Genomic DNA, 14,835 nt, shown 5'->3' on the forward strand with positions numbered 1-14,835 from the left:
AGCCACGCCCTGCGTGGCTTCGACCCACCGTCATCGCGCGTATCGACCGTAACCGCGCGAATCCGGCACCCCAGCCACGCAGGGCGTGGCTCTACGGCCCACCTGACGTCCCCATTCGCGTCAAACGCCATGCCGCCCCGGGCGCGCGGCCCGCGGTCATAATCGGCATATGCCAATCCCCGCCAACGCCGTTCCCGCCGCCCTCGTCCCCCTGGTAGACCGCGCCTTGGCGCGCCTGGCCCTCAGCCTGGCCGACAGCCCCCACTGGCCCCCCACCGAAGCCGTCCTCGACCAGCTGCGTGAACTCGCCCTCGCCAGCGACTTCGCCATCGACACCCTGTGCCGCCAGCCCGCACTGCTGTCGCAATTGACCCAAAACGACTGCCCGCCGATCCCGCTCCCGGAACTCGAACCCGAGCACCCCAGCGACTGGCCGGTCCGTTTGCGTCGCTACCGCACCGCCGCCTCCACCCGCCTCATCTGGCGTGACCTGAATGGCCTCGACGACGTGCCCGCCACCCTGCGCGGTGCCACCGCCCTGGCCGAAGACTGCCTCGGTCTCGCCCTCACCGCGCTGGAACAGGAATTCGCCACCCGCCATGGCGTCGTCCGCGCCAGCGCCGACGGCAGCCTCCAGCGCCTGGTGGTGTTCGGCCTGGGCAAGCTCGGCGGAGGCGAACTCAACTTCAGCTCCGACGTCGACCTCGTCTACGCCTACCCGCAGGGCGGCGAATCCGACGGCCCGCGCCCGCTTGCCGCCGAGGAATACTTCGCCCGCCTCGGCCAGCGTCTCGCGCGCCTGCTCGACGACACCACCGTCGACGGCTTCAGCCACCGCGTCGACCTGCGCCTGCGCCCGTTCGGCAATGCCGGCCGCGTCGCGCTTTCCTTCGCCGGCATGGACAACTACTTCCAGCGCGAAGGCCGCGACTGGGAGCGCTACGCCTGGCTCAAGGCCCGCGCTGTCGCTGGTGACATCGCCGCCGGCGAAGCCTGGCTGCAGACCCTGCGCCCGTTCGTCTATCGCCGCTACCTCGACTTCACCGCGCTCGACGGCCTGCGTGAAATGAAGGCCGCCATCACCGCCGAAGTCGCCCGCAAGGAGATGTTTGACGACATCAAACGCGGACCCGGTGGCATCCGCGAGATCGAGTTCCTCACCCAGGCCCTGCAACTCATCCGTGGCGGCCGCGAAGCCACCCTGCGCGAGCGCCGCCTGCTGTACGCGCTGCCCGCCCTCGTCGCCTGCGGGCAGATGGACCCGCAGGACGGGGCCGACCTGCTGCACGCCTACGACTTCCTGCGCCGGCTGGAAAACCGCCTGCAGATGCTGCGTGACGCGCAGACCCACGCGCTGCCCAGCGACCCCACCGACCGCCTGCGCCTGGCCTGCACGCTGGGGTACGAAGATTGGGACGCCCTGGTTGCCGCGCTCGATGTGCAGCGCAGCCGGGTCAGCACCGAATTTGGCGCACTGCTCGCCCCACGCGCCGGCCAGGCCGCGCCTGATGCGCTGTCCAACTACTGGCGCGGCCTGCCCGAAGGCGGGAGCGCCGAGGTACTGGCCGACGCCGGCTTCAGCGACGCCCACGGTGCCGACCAGTCGCTGCGTGACTTCGCCCAGTCCCTCGGCGTGAAGTCGCTCTCCGACGCCGCGCGTGCGCGCCTGGACCGCGTGCTGCCCGCGCTGCTGCACGCCGCCACCCGCTCGCCGCAGCCCGATGCCGCACTCAAGCGCGTGCTCGGCCTGCTGCAGGCCATCCTGCGCCGCACCAGCTACCTCGCCCTGCTCGACGAACAACCCAGCGCGCTCGCCCGCCTTGTCGACGTGCTCGCCCGCAGCGCGCTGCTCGCCGAGCGCCTCGCCGCCTATCCGCTGCTGCTGGACGAACTGCTCGACATCCGCGTCTCCGGCCCGATGCCCGACGAAGCCGCCATGCAGGCCGAGTGCAACGCCGCGCTCAACGTGGACGACCCCGAGGCCGCGCTGCGCCTGCTCAACGAAACCCGCCTCGCGCTCAGCTTCCGCATGGCCCTGGCCGCCCTCGACGGCCGCCAGCGCGCCGTCGACAGCACCCGCCAGCTCGCCCAGCTCGCGCAGGCCGTAGTCGTCACCGCGCTGCAGATGGCCGAGGCCGACATGCAGCAGGCGCACGGCGTGATTCCCGGCGGCCGCTTCGCCATCATCGGCTACGGCAGCCTCGGTGGTCTGGAGCTCGGTTTCGGTTCGGATCTCGACCTCGTGTTCCTGCACGATCATCCCAGCGACCAGGACAGCAGCGACGGCAAGCGCCCGCTCGACCCCGGCCGCTGGTACGCCCGCCTCGCCCAGAAGGTGATGGCCCTGCTCAGCGCCGTCACCGCCGCCGGCCGCCTGTACGACATCGACGTGCGCCTGCGCCCGGACGGCGGCAAGGGCGCGCTGGTGTCCTCGCTGGCCAGCTACACCGAATACCAGCGCGAACGCGCCTGGACCTGGGAACACCAGGCCCTCGTTCGCGCGCGCGGCATCGCCGGCGACGAAAGCCTACTCGCCGATTTCGAACGCGTACGCGCACAGACCCTCGGCCGCGTGCGGGACCATGACGTGCTGTTCGCCGACGTGCTGAAGATGCGCACGCGCATGCGCACCGAACTCGACCGCAGCGACGCCGGGCGGCTCGATTTGAAGCAGGGCCCGGGTGGGGTAGTGGACCTGGAGTTCCTGCTCCAGACCGGCGTCCTCGCCAGCGCCGCCGAACACCCGCAGGTGCTGGAGCCGCGTGATACCCCGAGCCTGATCGATGCGCTCGCGGAGATTGCGTGGTTGCCCGGCGGAACGCGCGACGGATTGCATGAAGCACATGCAGCGCTATTGGACGTGGGATTGGCCTGCACGTTGGACCGCAGGCCACGCATGGCAGTGCCCACGCCAGCACTTGAGGAAGCGCAACGCACCATCACCGCAGCCTGCAACGCCTCCGGCCTTGAATTCGCCGCGATGTCGGACCGGTAGGGTCGGACGACAGTCGACCGCCGATAACACTCATCGGCGCTTTAACGCATGGACCCCACCGGGCAAACGCCTCACCCCACCCGAGGCGCCATCTTCCACAACAACGCCCGGAACGGCGCCAACAAAAACACCCCGATCCCCAACTTCACCGCCAGATCCCCTGCCGCCCAACTCACCCACGGCAGACTCGATCCTGCGAACGCGATGCTCCAGAAAATGCACGTATCCAACGTTGCACTACACGTCGTCGCCACCATCGGCGCACGCCACCAATTCCCCTGGCGCAACCGATCAAACACGGTGATATCCAACAACTGCGCCGCAATGAACGCCACGCACGACGCCACCGCAATACGCGGCGTGGCAATCCACACCGAAAGCACCACAGCCAGCGCAAACCCCGCCCACGCCACCCGCCGCGCCGCCGCCGGCCCGAAGCGCCGGTTGATCAGGTTGCTGACCAGAAACGCCACCGGGTAGCTGAACGCCCCCCAGGTCAGCCAGTCATTGATCGGAAACTGCACCAGCACATTCGACAGCAGCACCACCGCGCCCATCGCCAACACCGCCAGCAGCAGGCTGCGGACGGTCAAAGGGGCAAACACAACAGCGGGGCGCGCGGACATGGCGAACAGGGGCAGGGCAGGGAAGGGCGCGCATTATCCCCCATCGCACGCGACAGGGCTGGATGCGGCGCTGGTAGAGGCGGTCGCAAGACGCCTGCCGATAACGCCCGATCGGCGCGTTAACGCATGGACCCCACCGGGCAAACCTCTCCGATCCCCGGTCATGCGTCCCCGGGCGCTGCACCGTTACCGGCGGTCGACTGTCGTCCGACCCTACCGGGCAGGTATCCCGTGCATCCCACGTGTCCCGTGCATCACAGGCATCCGTGCGTTCCGCATCACGCATCACGCATCACGGGCACGGGCGGAATGGTCGAACGCCCCGCAATGCATGCCCCGGTAGAGGCGGTCGCAAGACGCCTGCCGATAACGCCCGATCGGCCCTTTAACGCATGGACCCCACCGAGGTGAACGCCACCGTTAGCCGGTAGCTCGCCAATACAATCCCTGTCCTCAGGACAGGGATTGTAGGCGGCACAAGCGACAGCACAGGGAGGCGGAAACCCATTGGAAACAAAGGGATTTCATTGAACGCGCGGGCGGCGGACAGGTCCATCCATACAATCGGCGTCCTAAGGACGCCGATTGTATGGATGGAAAAACCATCTTCCCGTCAGCGATCAGCCACTGACGCTCACGCAGATCAATGACGCAGGTGTCCTGCTCGCCTCAATACACTTCGCTCAAATGATGCTTAGCCGCATCCTGCGTCGGCATGAACGCCAGCAATTCACCCTTGGCATTGGCCACCACCCACCCGGCCCCCACCTCGGTCGGGGTGAAATCCAATACATCCCCCACCTTCAGATCCTTGGCCGGGTTGTCATCACGCACCGGCCACTGCACCAGCGCCAGCTCCTCCGGCGCGTCAGGATTCTGAAGCGCCACCTCAATGACCCCATTGGCCAGGGTGTCTACCTTCGCCACCGTCAGCGGCGGCAGGGGACCGGCCTTGCCGGCGATCCTCCCGCCGCCACCCGAATGGTTGGAAGCGCCAATCAAGGTCATGTACCCCGCCGAGGTCAGCCAGATGGGCGAGGTGATCACATACAGACTCCTTCCGGAGCCCACCAGCGTCGCGCTTACCGCCCGCTCGCTCCACATGTTCCGCGCCTGCGCAGGTGCCATCAGCAGCACTGTGGCCAACAGCGCGAACACACCGGCACCCCGCATCAGTACGCCTCACTCATCTGGTTCTTGACCGCATCAGCCGTCGGCATGAACGCCAAGGTCTCCCCCTGCGCATTGGCTACCAACCAACCGGCACCGGCTTCGGTCGGGGTCAGAGCCAACACATCCCCCACCTTCAACGTCTTGCCCGGGTTGTTCTCGCGGGCCGGCCACTGGATCACCGCCAGATCTTCCGGCGACTCCGGGTTCTTGAGCGCCACCTCAACAGCTCCGTCAGCCTTGGTGTCCACCTTCTCCACCGTAAGGGGCGGCAGCTTGCCCGCTTTGCCTGCGGTCTTCTTGCCAGTGTTGCCGTCGCTCGATTTGTCACTCGCCATCATTGCGGCACCGGAGGCCATCCAAATCGGGGCGGTCACCAGTGACACAACCATGTAAGCGCCGATCCCCACCGAACTCACAACACCTTCGCTGAGTCTTTCCTGCCCTTGTACAGGTGCCGCCACCAGCAGCGTGGCCAGTGCCGCGGAAATAAAAGAACTGCGCATGATTGCGTCTCCCTGTTCGAGTGTTTCAAGGTTGCGGGGCCGCCATGCCGGCTACCGGCACGTGCGCCACGCTCATCTCCTGCACCAGCATCTTCTGCTGCTGCAGGAAATCAAATATCGACTCCACTGTGACCACGGAGTAGTCACCGGAAATACGTTCGCTGGCAGGGTGGTCGGTGGTGGCCGCATTGGCCGAAAAGAACCGTGCACCCAGGCGCTTGCCCACCCCGATGTGCAGTACGCTGGGCTTGTACTCGTACGCCTTCAACCAGCTTTGCGCCTGCGCGCGCCGGCTCACCGTGCGACCCTCTGCCTGCTGCATCGCGGCCACCAGAACCTCCAGCACCCACTGGTTGGAGTTCTGGTACTCCACCGAGAACGGGTACGCCACCACGCTGTAGCGCGGTTCGTGCAGCGCCTTGGCGGCCGCGCCGTCGCCACCCAGCAGTGCCTTCAGGGCATCACGCAGTGCAGGGGAGGGCACCCCTACGCGGATGTCTGTATGCGACCCGGTTTCGCCGATGAAGTTGCTCAATCCCTCGCGGAACAGCCGCGAGGTCGCGCCCTTGCACTCGTTCAGCAGGTGCAGCGTGCGCCACTGGCCGTCGGCCTCGCGCACTGCGAAGGCCACATGGCTGTGGCGAAGCCCGTATTTGCTCAGGTCCTGGCCACCGCGTGCCACCAGCGCCACGTCCACGCCTTCCAGCGCGTCCAGGGATTCGGCCGTGGCCTGCGCCACGTCGAACATCGCCGCCATGGAGGCCGGGGTGGGGTAGCGAGGCACGCATTCGCGCGCGGCCATGGCGGTGCCTGGCACTAACAACAGCAGAAAGATCAACCAACGTTCCATGTCACCCCTCCTGAGTCGCCTCAGTACGCCTCACTCATCTGGCTCTTCGCTGCATCGTCGGTCGGCATGAATGCCAGGGTCTCTCCCTGTGCGTTGGCGACCATCCAGCCCGCGCCGACATCGGTCGGGGTGAAGTCGAGTACGTCGCCCACTTTCAACGCCTTGCCCGGGCTGTCGTCGCGTGCTGGCCACTGCACGACCGCCAGGTCTTCCGCGGCTTCCGGGTTCTTCAGTGTCACTTCCACTGCGCCGTCGGCCTGGGTTTCCACCTTCTCCACCGTCAGCGGTGGCAGGCGGCCAGCTTTGCCAGCCGTCTTTTTGCCGTTGGCCTTCGAACGTGCGGAGAGTTTATCGACGGCTGCCGACGTGAGCCAGACTGGCGAGGTCACCACGTACAGGGTCACGAACGAGCCAATGGCGGCGTAGCTCATGGCCTTGTCGCTCAGGTCGTGCGTCTCCGCCTGTACCGGAGCTGCAATCAAGGCCGAAGCCAGTACTGCGGAAATCAAAACACTGCGCATTGTTGCGTCTCCATGTAGTTGCACCGAGGTTCCATCTTCTCGTCCGGACATCTTACCCGCCTGCGGCAGCCCTCGAACCTGTTTGGGCATCGCGCAGCCACGCAGGGCGTGGCTCTACGTGTCGGTTGTGACGGGCATCGCGGTGGTTCAGCCGGGCAAGCCCGGCTCTACGTGTCGGTTGTGACGGGCATCGCGGTGGTTCAGCCGGGCAAGCCCGGCTCTACGTGTCGGTTGGGTCCGGCATTGCGGTGCGTCACCCCGCCAACCGCTCCAACACCTGCTTCGCCACCCGCCCGGTCTCCCGCAGCGGCACCACATCCCCCTCAACCCCCCACTCCAACCACCGTTCCTGCAACCGCCCGCGTTCCCGCAGCGCCTGCTGGAACACCACCATCCTTCCCTGCGCCTGCTCCCCCAGCGCCACACACACCGGCACCCGGGTCGCACACGCCTCGGACAACAGATTCACCGAATCCGGCGACACCACCACCCGGTGTGCCCAGCCCAGCAACCCGGCATACGGGTTCACCCCGTCGCCCCCGTCGCCCCAGATCACCTGCGGCAAGCCGGCAAACGCACTGCGCAGCGCCCCCACCAACGCCGGCGGCGTGCGCCGCGAGGTCGTCGCCAACACACTGCCACCCTCAGCCCGCACCTGCGACGCCACCTGCTGGAACACCCGCGCCATGTCCGGCTCGTTCCACGGCGCATGCGCGGTCGGCCCGCCTACCAGCAAAGCCGTACGCGGCCCCGGCAGCGCGCCGAACTCCGCAAACGCCGCACGCCCCAAGGCCAGCCAATCGTCATTCACCGGGTTCAAACTGCCCAGCAGGGTCAGCACGTTCTCGCCGCGCAGGCGATCGTGTTCCGGCACCACCACCAGGTCCCAATGCCGGGGCGAAACACGCGGGTCCAGAATCTGCACCACGATCGAACCACGCGCGCGCAACGCACGCAGCGCCCCCGCCGCCTGTCGGCCACAGCCAACGGCCAGTTCCGGCGGATTCGCCACCAACGCCGCCAACCCCGGTCCAAAACCGTCAGCCATCCCCGGCAACCAACGCGGTGCCGCCCACTTCCACGGCGCACGCGGCTCCAGCACCAGCGGTCGGTGCGCGCCCAGCTTCAACGCACTGGCCAGCGCCACCGCCTGGCGCACATTGCCTGCGCGGCCGTCAGTGATCGTCCAGGGCGCGGTCCATTGTTTCACGTGTGGCATTAATTCGTTTCAGTCAGGCTGGGTGTTGCAGCTGTTGCGACACTCTACACTGCGAGCCTTCACCGATCCCGGAGGCTTCATGTCCAACGTGCTTAACGACACTGCGCTAGACCAGCTGTTCCGTACTGCCCGCACCCAGAACGCCTTCCAGGACAAGCCTGTCGAAGACGCCCAGCTGCGCGCCCTGTACGACCTGCTGAAGTGGGCTCCCACCGCCGCCAACGGCAGCCCCGCGCGCTTCGTGTTCGTGAAGTCGCCGGAAGCCAAGGCCAAGCTGGCCCCGGCGCTCTCCGAAGGCAACCACGACAAGACCCTGGCCGCCCCGGTCACCGTCATCATCGGTTTCGACGAAGACTTCCACGAGAAGCTGCCGTTCCTGTTCCCGCACACCGACGCCAAGGCGTGGTTCGACGGCCCGCGTGAAGGCCGCACCGAAGGCGCATTCCGCAACGGCAGCCTGCAGGGCGGTTACCTCATCCTCGCCGCCCGCGCGCTGGGCCTGGACGCCGGCCCGATGAGCGGCTTCGACAATGCCAAGGTCGACGAGGCCTTCTTCAAGGGCACCGCCATCAAGTCGAATTTCCTGGTCAACTTGGGGTACGGTGATCCTTCGGGCCTGTTCCCCCGGCTGCCTCGCCTGTCGTTCGACGAAGCTGCCCGCATCGAATAAGCGTTACCGCCAGACCGCGGCCCGTCTGTGCGGACGGGCTGTACGCGTTGTTGCTTTCTTCCCCTTCCCTTAGCGAGAGAGACTCCCATGACCGTTACCCGCAAACTGCTCCTGCCGCTGGCCCTGACCCTGGCCATCACCGCCTGCTCCAAGCCGGCCGATGAAGCCGCCGCCCCGGCTGCCGACGCCGCTGCCACCCCGGCCGCTGCTGAAACCACCACCCCGGCCACTGACGCCGCTGCCGCTGCGCCGGCGGCTGAAGCCATCCAGATCGCGTCGGGCACTTACAAGCTCGACCCGACCCACACCGACGTGCTGGCCCAGTGGAGCCACTTCGGCTTCTCCAACCCCAGCGCCCACTTCGGCAACGCCGAAGGCACCCTGGTGTTCGACTCCGCTGACGTGACCAAGAGCACCGTCGAAGTGAAGCTGCCGCTGAGCGGCCTGAACAGCTTCACCGCCAAGTTCGACGAACACCTGAAGAGCGCCGACTTCTTCGACGCCGCCAAATTCCCGGCCGCCACCTTCAAGAGCACCAAGGTGGAAGCCGCCGGCACCAACAAGCTGACCGTCACCGGTGACCTGACCATCAAGGACATCACCAAGCCGGTCGTGCTGGACGTCACCATCAACGGCGGCGGCGAGCACCCGATGGCCAAGGTCCCGGCCGCTGGCTTCGACGCCACCACCACCATCAAGCGCAGCGACTTCGGCGTCGGCGCGTACGCCCCGAACGTCAGCGATGAAGTGAAGATCCGCATCACCACCGAAGCCACCGGCGAAAAGCCGGCTGCTTAAGGGTTGATGGTTTGAAATGAAGACGGCCCGCCATGTTTGGCGGGCCGTTTTTGTTTTGGGGTGGGGCTTTGGCTTTGGCTTTGGCTGTCGCTTTGGCTGTTGCTCTTGCTTTGGCTCTTGCTTTGGCTCTGGCTGTCGCTCTGGCTGTCGCTCTGGCTGTTGCTCTGGCTGTTGCTCTGGCTGTCGCTCTGGCTGTCGCTTTGGCTGTCGCTCTGGCTGTTGCTGTTGCTCTGGCTTTGGCTCTGGTTTTGGTAGCGTCGGTCGACAGACGACGGCCGATAACGCCCGATCGGCGCTTTAACGCATGGACCCCACCGGGCAAACGCCTCACCGCCCGGCAAACGCCTCCGATCCCCCCTCATGCCTCCCCGGGCGTGGCACCGCTATCGGCGGTCGACTGTCGTGCGACCCTACCGGTCTCACACAATCCGTGCGTCCCAAGCGTCCCAAGCGTCCCAAGCGTCGCCACGCGCCCGGATCTCACCGCGCACCATCACCCCACCAACTTCCCCAACCACAACGCACTGAAATCCGTCGGCGTGCGCCGTGCCGGCACCACCACCCCGGTGCCGCGCAAAAACACATGCGTGGCTTGCGCATACCCCTGCCGCGCCACCAGCGCCGTCTGCTTCACCGCCGCCTGCTGCTTGCGCAGCTGCACGATCTGCAGATTCGGCTTCCCCGGTGCCGCGAACTTCTGATACTTCCGCAGTTCATCGGCCACCAGGTCCATATCGGCCTGGGCCTTCAACAACGCCTGCTGGGAAAGCGCCAAGGCCAAGACCGCCTCGCGCACCGGGACGGTGGCGTTGGGGGCTGCGGCGGCCAGGGCGGCATCAAGGGAAGGGTCGCCTTGTTGAAGGCGCGCGATGAGGTCGGCAAGGGCCGAAGAGGTGAGGGCAGGCATAGGGGCGAATTGTAGGGCGTGGCTACACGTCGGGTGGATCAAACATCGCGCGCGATCCCGTAGAGCCGGGCTTGCCCGGCTTCTGTCCGACATCGCGGTCGTTCAGCCGGGCAAGCCCGGCTCTACGTTTCTTGCGTCCGACATCGCGGTGGCTCAGCCGGGCAAGCCCGGCTCTACATTCCCCCGTCCGGCATCGCGGCGCGGTCAATCCCCTTCATGCTCATCCGCATGCGCCTTCCAATACCCCTTCGACCGGATCCACTCCTTCGGCACCCCCAAATGCCCCTCCAGATACTTCCGCATCATCCGGGCCCGGCGTGACTCCGTCGCAATCCAATAGAACGTGTCCCCGTCCGGCTCCTCAAAGTCCGTAAACACGTCCTCCAACAACGTGCTGCTCGCCGCATCAAACCCATTACGCTCCAACCACCACACCGTAATGCGCTCATCCTCCGGCAGCGCCTGGCGGTCTTCCGCCTCCGGAATCTCCACATACACCTGCGCCTGCGCGTTCTCCGGCAACTGCTCCAGCCACCGCGCAATCGCCGGCAGCGCGGTCTCATCACCAATCAGCACATAGGTGTCAAAGTCGTCCGCCGTGATATGCGAGCCGCGCGGCCCACCCACCGCAATCGCATCGCCCGGCTGGGCATTGGCCGCCCAGCGCGAAGCCACGCCGTCGCCGTGCAGGACAAAGTCGATCGCCAGCTCACCCGCCTCCAGATCCCACCAGCGCGGCGTGTAGTCGCGGGCGGGGGAGGGCTCTTGGCCTTCCGGGTAGCGCGGGCCGTGTTCGGTCATCGTGGGCACCACGAAGTCGCCCGCCGCATTCGGGAAGAACAGCTTCACGTGGTCGTCCGGCGCGGGCGAATCAAAGCCCTCCAACGCCGGGCCACCCACCACCACCCGGCGCATGCTCGGGGTGATCTCCTCGGTGCGCAGCACCTGCAGCGGGCGGAACTTCACGGTATGACGCAGCAACTGATGTTCGTGCAAAGCCATGGGGGAATTACCTGTATCAAGGCCGCCGGAGCGGCAAAAAAATGACTAACGCCCAGCTCGAATCCGAACCGCCGCCTCACGCAACGCCTGCGCCACAACGGCCGTGTTCTCATCCGACCACCGCGCATGGTGCAAACCCAGCGCCTGCTTCACCTCGCGCAGCGCTTCCCGCACCGACATCGGCAAGTTCGCCTTGGCAATCGTGCGCGCGCTGTCGCGAACCCGGCGCATGGCCGCATTCACTTCCTCGCGCTGCGCCGCAAGCTCCGCCTGGCCCAGCGCATTGAGCTGGAAGCGCCGACGACCACCGTCATCGCTCACATCCACCCAGCCCGCCGCCTCGAACTGCGACAGCACCGGGTAGATCGAGCCCGCGCTCGGCGTGTACACCCGCACGAACATCTCCGCGATGCACTGAATGAGCTCATAGCCATGCCGCGGCTGCTCGGCCAGCAGCGCCAGCACCAGCAGGCGCAGGTCGCCCCGGCTCAGCGGGCGTGCGCTGGCCGAACGGGCAGGGACATCAGGTTCGCGCGGACAGGTCATTTCGATATATCGATTCGAGTGCGTTAACGATATATCGAAAACCCGTCCGGATCAATCAACCCCCGCAAACCCCATGGAACACTGCGTCACAATGTCGCGCGCTGTCCCAAGACACCGCCCCAAAACCGCGCGCCACGCCCCCGTAGAGCCGGGCTTGCCCGGCTGCTCTTGCTCCATACGCACCCGTAGCGAAGATCGCAAACCCATTGGTGCGCTACACTTTGCGGCTAGAAATCTAAAACAAGTCGCGCGCGTGCGTGCGGTCATGGGAGCGCTAATGAACTGGTTGAACGATGTGCTGAGCAACGACCCGAACCCGGTGGAAACCCAGGAGTGGATCGAGTCGCTGAAGGCCGTTATTGATGTCGAGGGCCCTGAGCGCGCGCATCAGCTGTTGGAAGGCATGGTGGAACTCACCCGTCGTTCGGGTGCCTACCTGCCGTTCTCTCCCACCACCGAGTACGTGAACACCATTTCGCCGAACCTGGAGGCCAAGAGCCCCGGCAACGCCGAACTGGAATGGCGCATTCGTTCCATCATCCGCTGGAACGCGATGGCCACCGTCGTGCGCGCCAACCGCAAGCCCGGCGACCTCGGCGGCCACATCGCCAGCTTCGCCTCCGGTGCCACCCTGTACGACGTGGGCTTCAACCACTTCTGGCGCGCCCCGAGCGACAACCACCCCGGCGACCTGCTCTTCATCCAGGGCCACAGCGCCCCGGGCATCTATGCGCGTTCCTTCCTGGAAGGCCGCATTGACGAACAGCAGCTCGACAAGTTCCGCATGGAAGTCGACGGCGGCGGCCTCTCGAGCTACCCGCACCCGTGGCTGATGCCGGACTACTGGCAGACCCCCACCGTGTCGATGGGCCTGGGCCCGCTCGCCGCCATCTACCAGGCGCAGTTCCTGCGTTACCTGGAAAACCGTGGCCTGATCGAAAAGTCCGACCGCAAGGTGTGGTGCTTCATCGGCGACGGCGAAAGCGACGAGCCGGAAACCCTCGGTGCCATCGCCCTGGCCGGCCGTGAAGGCCTGGACAACCTGATCTTCGTGGTCAACTGCAACCTGCAGCGCCTCGACGGTCCGGTGCGCGGCAACGGCAAGATCATCCAGGAACTGGAAGGCGTGTTCCGTGGCGGCGGCTGGAACGTCATCAAGCTGCTGTGGGGCGGTTACTGGGATGCCCTGCTGGCCAAGGACACCAACGGTGTTCTGAAGAAGCTGATGATGGAAACCGTCGACGGCGAATACCAGAACTGCAAGGCCTTCGGCGGCGCGTACACCCGCGAGCATTTCTTCGGCAAGTACCCGGAAACCGCCGCCATGGTGGCCGGTCTGTCCGACGACGACATCTGGCGCCTCAACCGCGGCGGCCACGACCCGCACAAGGTGTATGCCGCCTACCACGAAGCCGTGAACACCAAGGGCATGCCCACCGTGATCCTGGCCAAGACCGTGAAGGGCTACGGCATGGGCAGCGCCGGTGAAGCGCTGAACCCGACCCACCAGACCAAGAAGCTGGATGACGAAGCCGTTCGCCACTTCCGCGACCGCTTCAACATTCCGGTGACGGACGAGCAGCTGAAGGACGGCCAGGTGCCGTTCTATCACCCCGGCCCGGACAGCCCGGAAGTGAAGTACCTGCAGGAACGCCGTGCCGCCCTGGGCGGTCACCTGCCGCAGCGCCGTCGCAAGGCCACCAAGAGCTTCAACGCACCGAAGCTGGAAGCCTACGAGCGCCTGCTCAAGAGCAGCGGCGAGCGCAGCTACAGCACCACCATGGCCTTCGTGCAGAGCCTGAACATCACCCTGCGCGACAAGGAACTGGGCCCGCACATCGTGCCGATCGTGGCCGACGAAGCCCGTACCTTCGGTATGGAAGGCCTGTTCCGCCAGATCGGCATCTACGCGCCGTTCGGCCAGAAGTACAAGCCGGTCGACGCCGACCAGCTCATGTTCTACCGCGAAGACCAGAGCGGGCAGGTGCTGCAGCAGGGCATCAGCGAACCCGGTGCCATTGCCTCGTGGATGGCCGCCGGTACCAGCTATTCGGTCAGCAACGTGCCGATGCTGCCGTTCTACATCTACTACAGCATGTTCGGCTTCCAGCGCGTGGGCGACATTGCCTGGCAGGCCGCCGACATGCGTACCCGCGGCTTCCTGCTCGGCGGCACCGCCGGCCGCACCACCCTGAACGGTGAAGGCCTGCAGCACGAAGACGGCCACAGCCACTTGGCCGCCGGCGGCATTCCGAACGTGCGCAGCTACGACCCGACCTTCGGCTTCGAAGTGACGGTGATCCTGCAGCACGGCACCAAGGCCATGATGGAAGACCAGGTAGACGAGTACTACTACCTGACCCTGATGAACGAAAACTACACCCACCCGGAAATGCCGGAAGGTGCAGCCGAAGGCATCGTGAAGGGTATGTACCTGCTGACCGACGCCGGCAAGCCGAAGAAGAACGAGCTGCGCGTGCAGCTGCTGGGTTCGGGCACCATCCTGCGCGAAGCCATTGAAGCGGCTGCGCTGCTGGAGAAGGACTTCGGCGTCACCGCCGACATCTGGAGCTGCCCGAGCTTCAACGAACTGCGCCGCGATGGCTTCGACGCAGAGCGTTGGAACCGCCTGCACCCGGAAGACGCCCAGCGCAAGGCCTACGTGACCGAGCTGCTGGAAGACCGCCAGGGCCCGGTGATTGCCGCCACCGACTACGTGCGCGCCTACGCCGACCAGATCCGCGCCTTCGTGCCGGCCACCTACACCGTGCTGGGCACCGACGGTTTCGGCCGCTCGGACACCCGCGCCAACCTGCGCCGCTTCTTTGAAGTGGACCGGTACTACATTGCCCACGCGGCGATTGCGGCGCTGGCGAAGGACGGGAAGATGACCGGGAAGGATGTGGCCCGGGCGATCAAGCAGTACAAGATTGATCCGGAGAAGAGTAATCCGGTTGGGGTTTGATTCAACTTGATTTAAAGTAAGAAGGGCGGCTTCGGCCGCCCTTCTTTTTTCCCATCAAAA

General features: G+C 66.0%; 13 protein-coding genes. 4 read left to right on the forward strand and 9 right to left on the reverse strand.

Annotated elements, in window-relative coordinates; all coding sequences use genetic code 11:
• The first annotated feature begins 169 nt into the window (after nucleotides 1-169).
• Nucleotides 170-2,995, forward strand: coding sequence for a bifunctional [glutamate--ammonia ligase]-adenylyl-L-tyrosine phosphorylase/[glutamate--ammonia-ligase] adenylyltransferase (glnE, locus tag QMX83_RS05870; protein WP_282295716.1), 2,826 nt, complete (start codon nucleotides 170-172; stop codon nucleotides 2,993-2,995).
• A 71-nt stretch (nucleotides 2,996-3,066) separates the two neighbouring features.
• Here the strand turns inward: glnE and QMX83_RS05875 are convergent, their stop codons facing one another.
• From QMX83_RS05875 to QMX83_RS05900, 6 genes are all read right to left on the reverse strand, one after another.
• A complete protein-coding gene (locus tag QMX83_RS05875) occupies nucleotides 3,067-3,621 on the reverse strand; it encodes a queuosine precursor transporter (protein WP_282295718.1) in 555 nt (184 codons plus the stop codon).
• Nucleotides 3,622-4,290: 669 nt separating this feature from the next.
• Nucleotides 4,291-4,779, reverse strand: a complete 489-nt coding sequence (locus QMX83_RS05880; protein WP_282295719.1) for a hypothetical protein — start codon at nucleotides 4,777-4,779, stop codon at nucleotides 4,291-4,293.
• A gap of 14 nt (nucleotides 4,780-4,793) precedes the next feature.
• Nucleotides 4,794-5,297, reverse strand: coding sequence for a hypothetical protein (locus QMX83_RS05885; protein ID WP_282295720.1), 504 nt, complete (start codon nucleotides 5,295-5,297; stop codon nucleotides 4,794-4,796).
• Nucleotides 5,298-5,322: 25 nt separating this feature from the next.
• Nucleotides 5,323-6,099: a DUF2145 domain-containing protein gene (locus QMX83_RS05890; protein WP_282295752.1), complete on the reverse strand. Its 777-nt coding sequence runs from the start codon at nucleotides 6,097-6,099 to the stop codon at nucleotides 5,323-5,325.
• A 68-nt stretch (nucleotides 6,100-6,167) separates the two neighbouring features.
• Complete coding sequence (locus tag QMX83_RS05895) at nucleotides 6,168-6,668, reverse strand: hypothetical protein (protein ID WP_282295721.1); 501 nt, start codon at nucleotides 6,666-6,668, stop codon at nucleotides 6,168-6,170.
• A 253-nt stretch (nucleotides 6,669-6,921) separates the two neighbouring features.
• A complete protein-coding gene (locus QMX83_RS05900) occupies nucleotides 6,922-7,887 on the reverse strand; it encodes a mitochondrial fission ELM1 family protein (RefSeq protein WP_282295722.1) in 966 nt (321 codons plus the stop codon).
• Between the two features lie 79 nt (nucleotides 7,888-7,966).
• Between QMX83_RS05900 and QMX83_RS05905 the strand changes: the two genes are divergently transcribed.
• On the forward strand, nucleotides 7,967-8,557 hold the full coding sequence (locus QMX83_RS05905) for a malonic semialdehyde reductase (RefSeq protein ID WP_282295723.1): 591 nt from the start codon (nucleotides 7,967-7,969) through the stop codon (nucleotides 8,555-8,557).
• Between the two features lie 87 nt (nucleotides 8,558-8,644).
• Complete coding sequence (locus tag QMX83_RS05910; RefSeq protein WP_282295724.1) at nucleotides 8,645-9,355, forward strand: YceI family protein; 711 nt, start codon at nucleotides 8,645-8,647, stop codon at nucleotides 9,353-9,355.
• Between the two features lie 493 nt (nucleotides 9,356-9,848).
• Here the strand turns inward: QMX83_RS05910 and QMX83_RS05915 are convergent, their stop codons facing one another.
• From QMX83_RS05915 to QMX83_RS05925, 3 genes are all read right to left on the reverse strand, one after another.
• Nucleotides 9,849-10,262 carry a hypothetical protein gene (locus tag QMX83_RS05915; protein WP_282295725.1) on the reverse strand — a complete coding sequence of 138 codons (414 nt, stop codon included), beginning with the start codon at nucleotides 10,260-10,262 and terminating at the stop codon, nucleotides 9,849-9,851.
• A gap of 204 nt (nucleotides 10,263-10,466) precedes the next feature.
• Complete coding sequence (locus tag QMX83_RS05920; protein WP_282295726.1) at nucleotides 10,467-11,264, reverse strand: siderophore-interacting protein; 798 nt, start codon at nucleotides 11,262-11,264, stop codon at nucleotides 10,467-10,469.
• Nucleotides 11,265-11,309: 45 nt separating this feature from the next.
• Nucleotides 11,310-11,810, reverse strand: a complete 501-nt coding sequence (locus QMX83_RS05925; protein WP_282295728.1) for a PadR family transcriptional regulator — start codon at nucleotides 11,808-11,810, stop codon at nucleotides 11,310-11,312.
• A 277-nt stretch (nucleotides 11,811-12,087) separates the two neighbouring features.
• On the opposite strand from QMX83_RS05925, the gene aceE reads away from it, so the two are divergent.
• On the forward strand, nucleotides 12,088-14,775 hold the full coding sequence (aceE, locus tag QMX83_RS05930; RefSeq protein WP_282295729.1) for a pyruvate dehydrogenase (acetyl-transferring), homodimeric type: 2,688 nt from the start codon (nucleotides 12,088-12,090) through the stop codon (nucleotides 14,773-14,775).
• The last annotated feature ends 60 nt before the right edge of the window (nucleotides 14,776-14,835 follow it).

The sequence above is a fragment of the Stenotrophomonas sp. PS02289 genome, from assembly GCF_029960115.1.
GTDB lineage: Bacteria > Pseudomonadota > Gammaproteobacteria > Xanthomonadales > Xanthomonadaceae > Stenotrophomonas.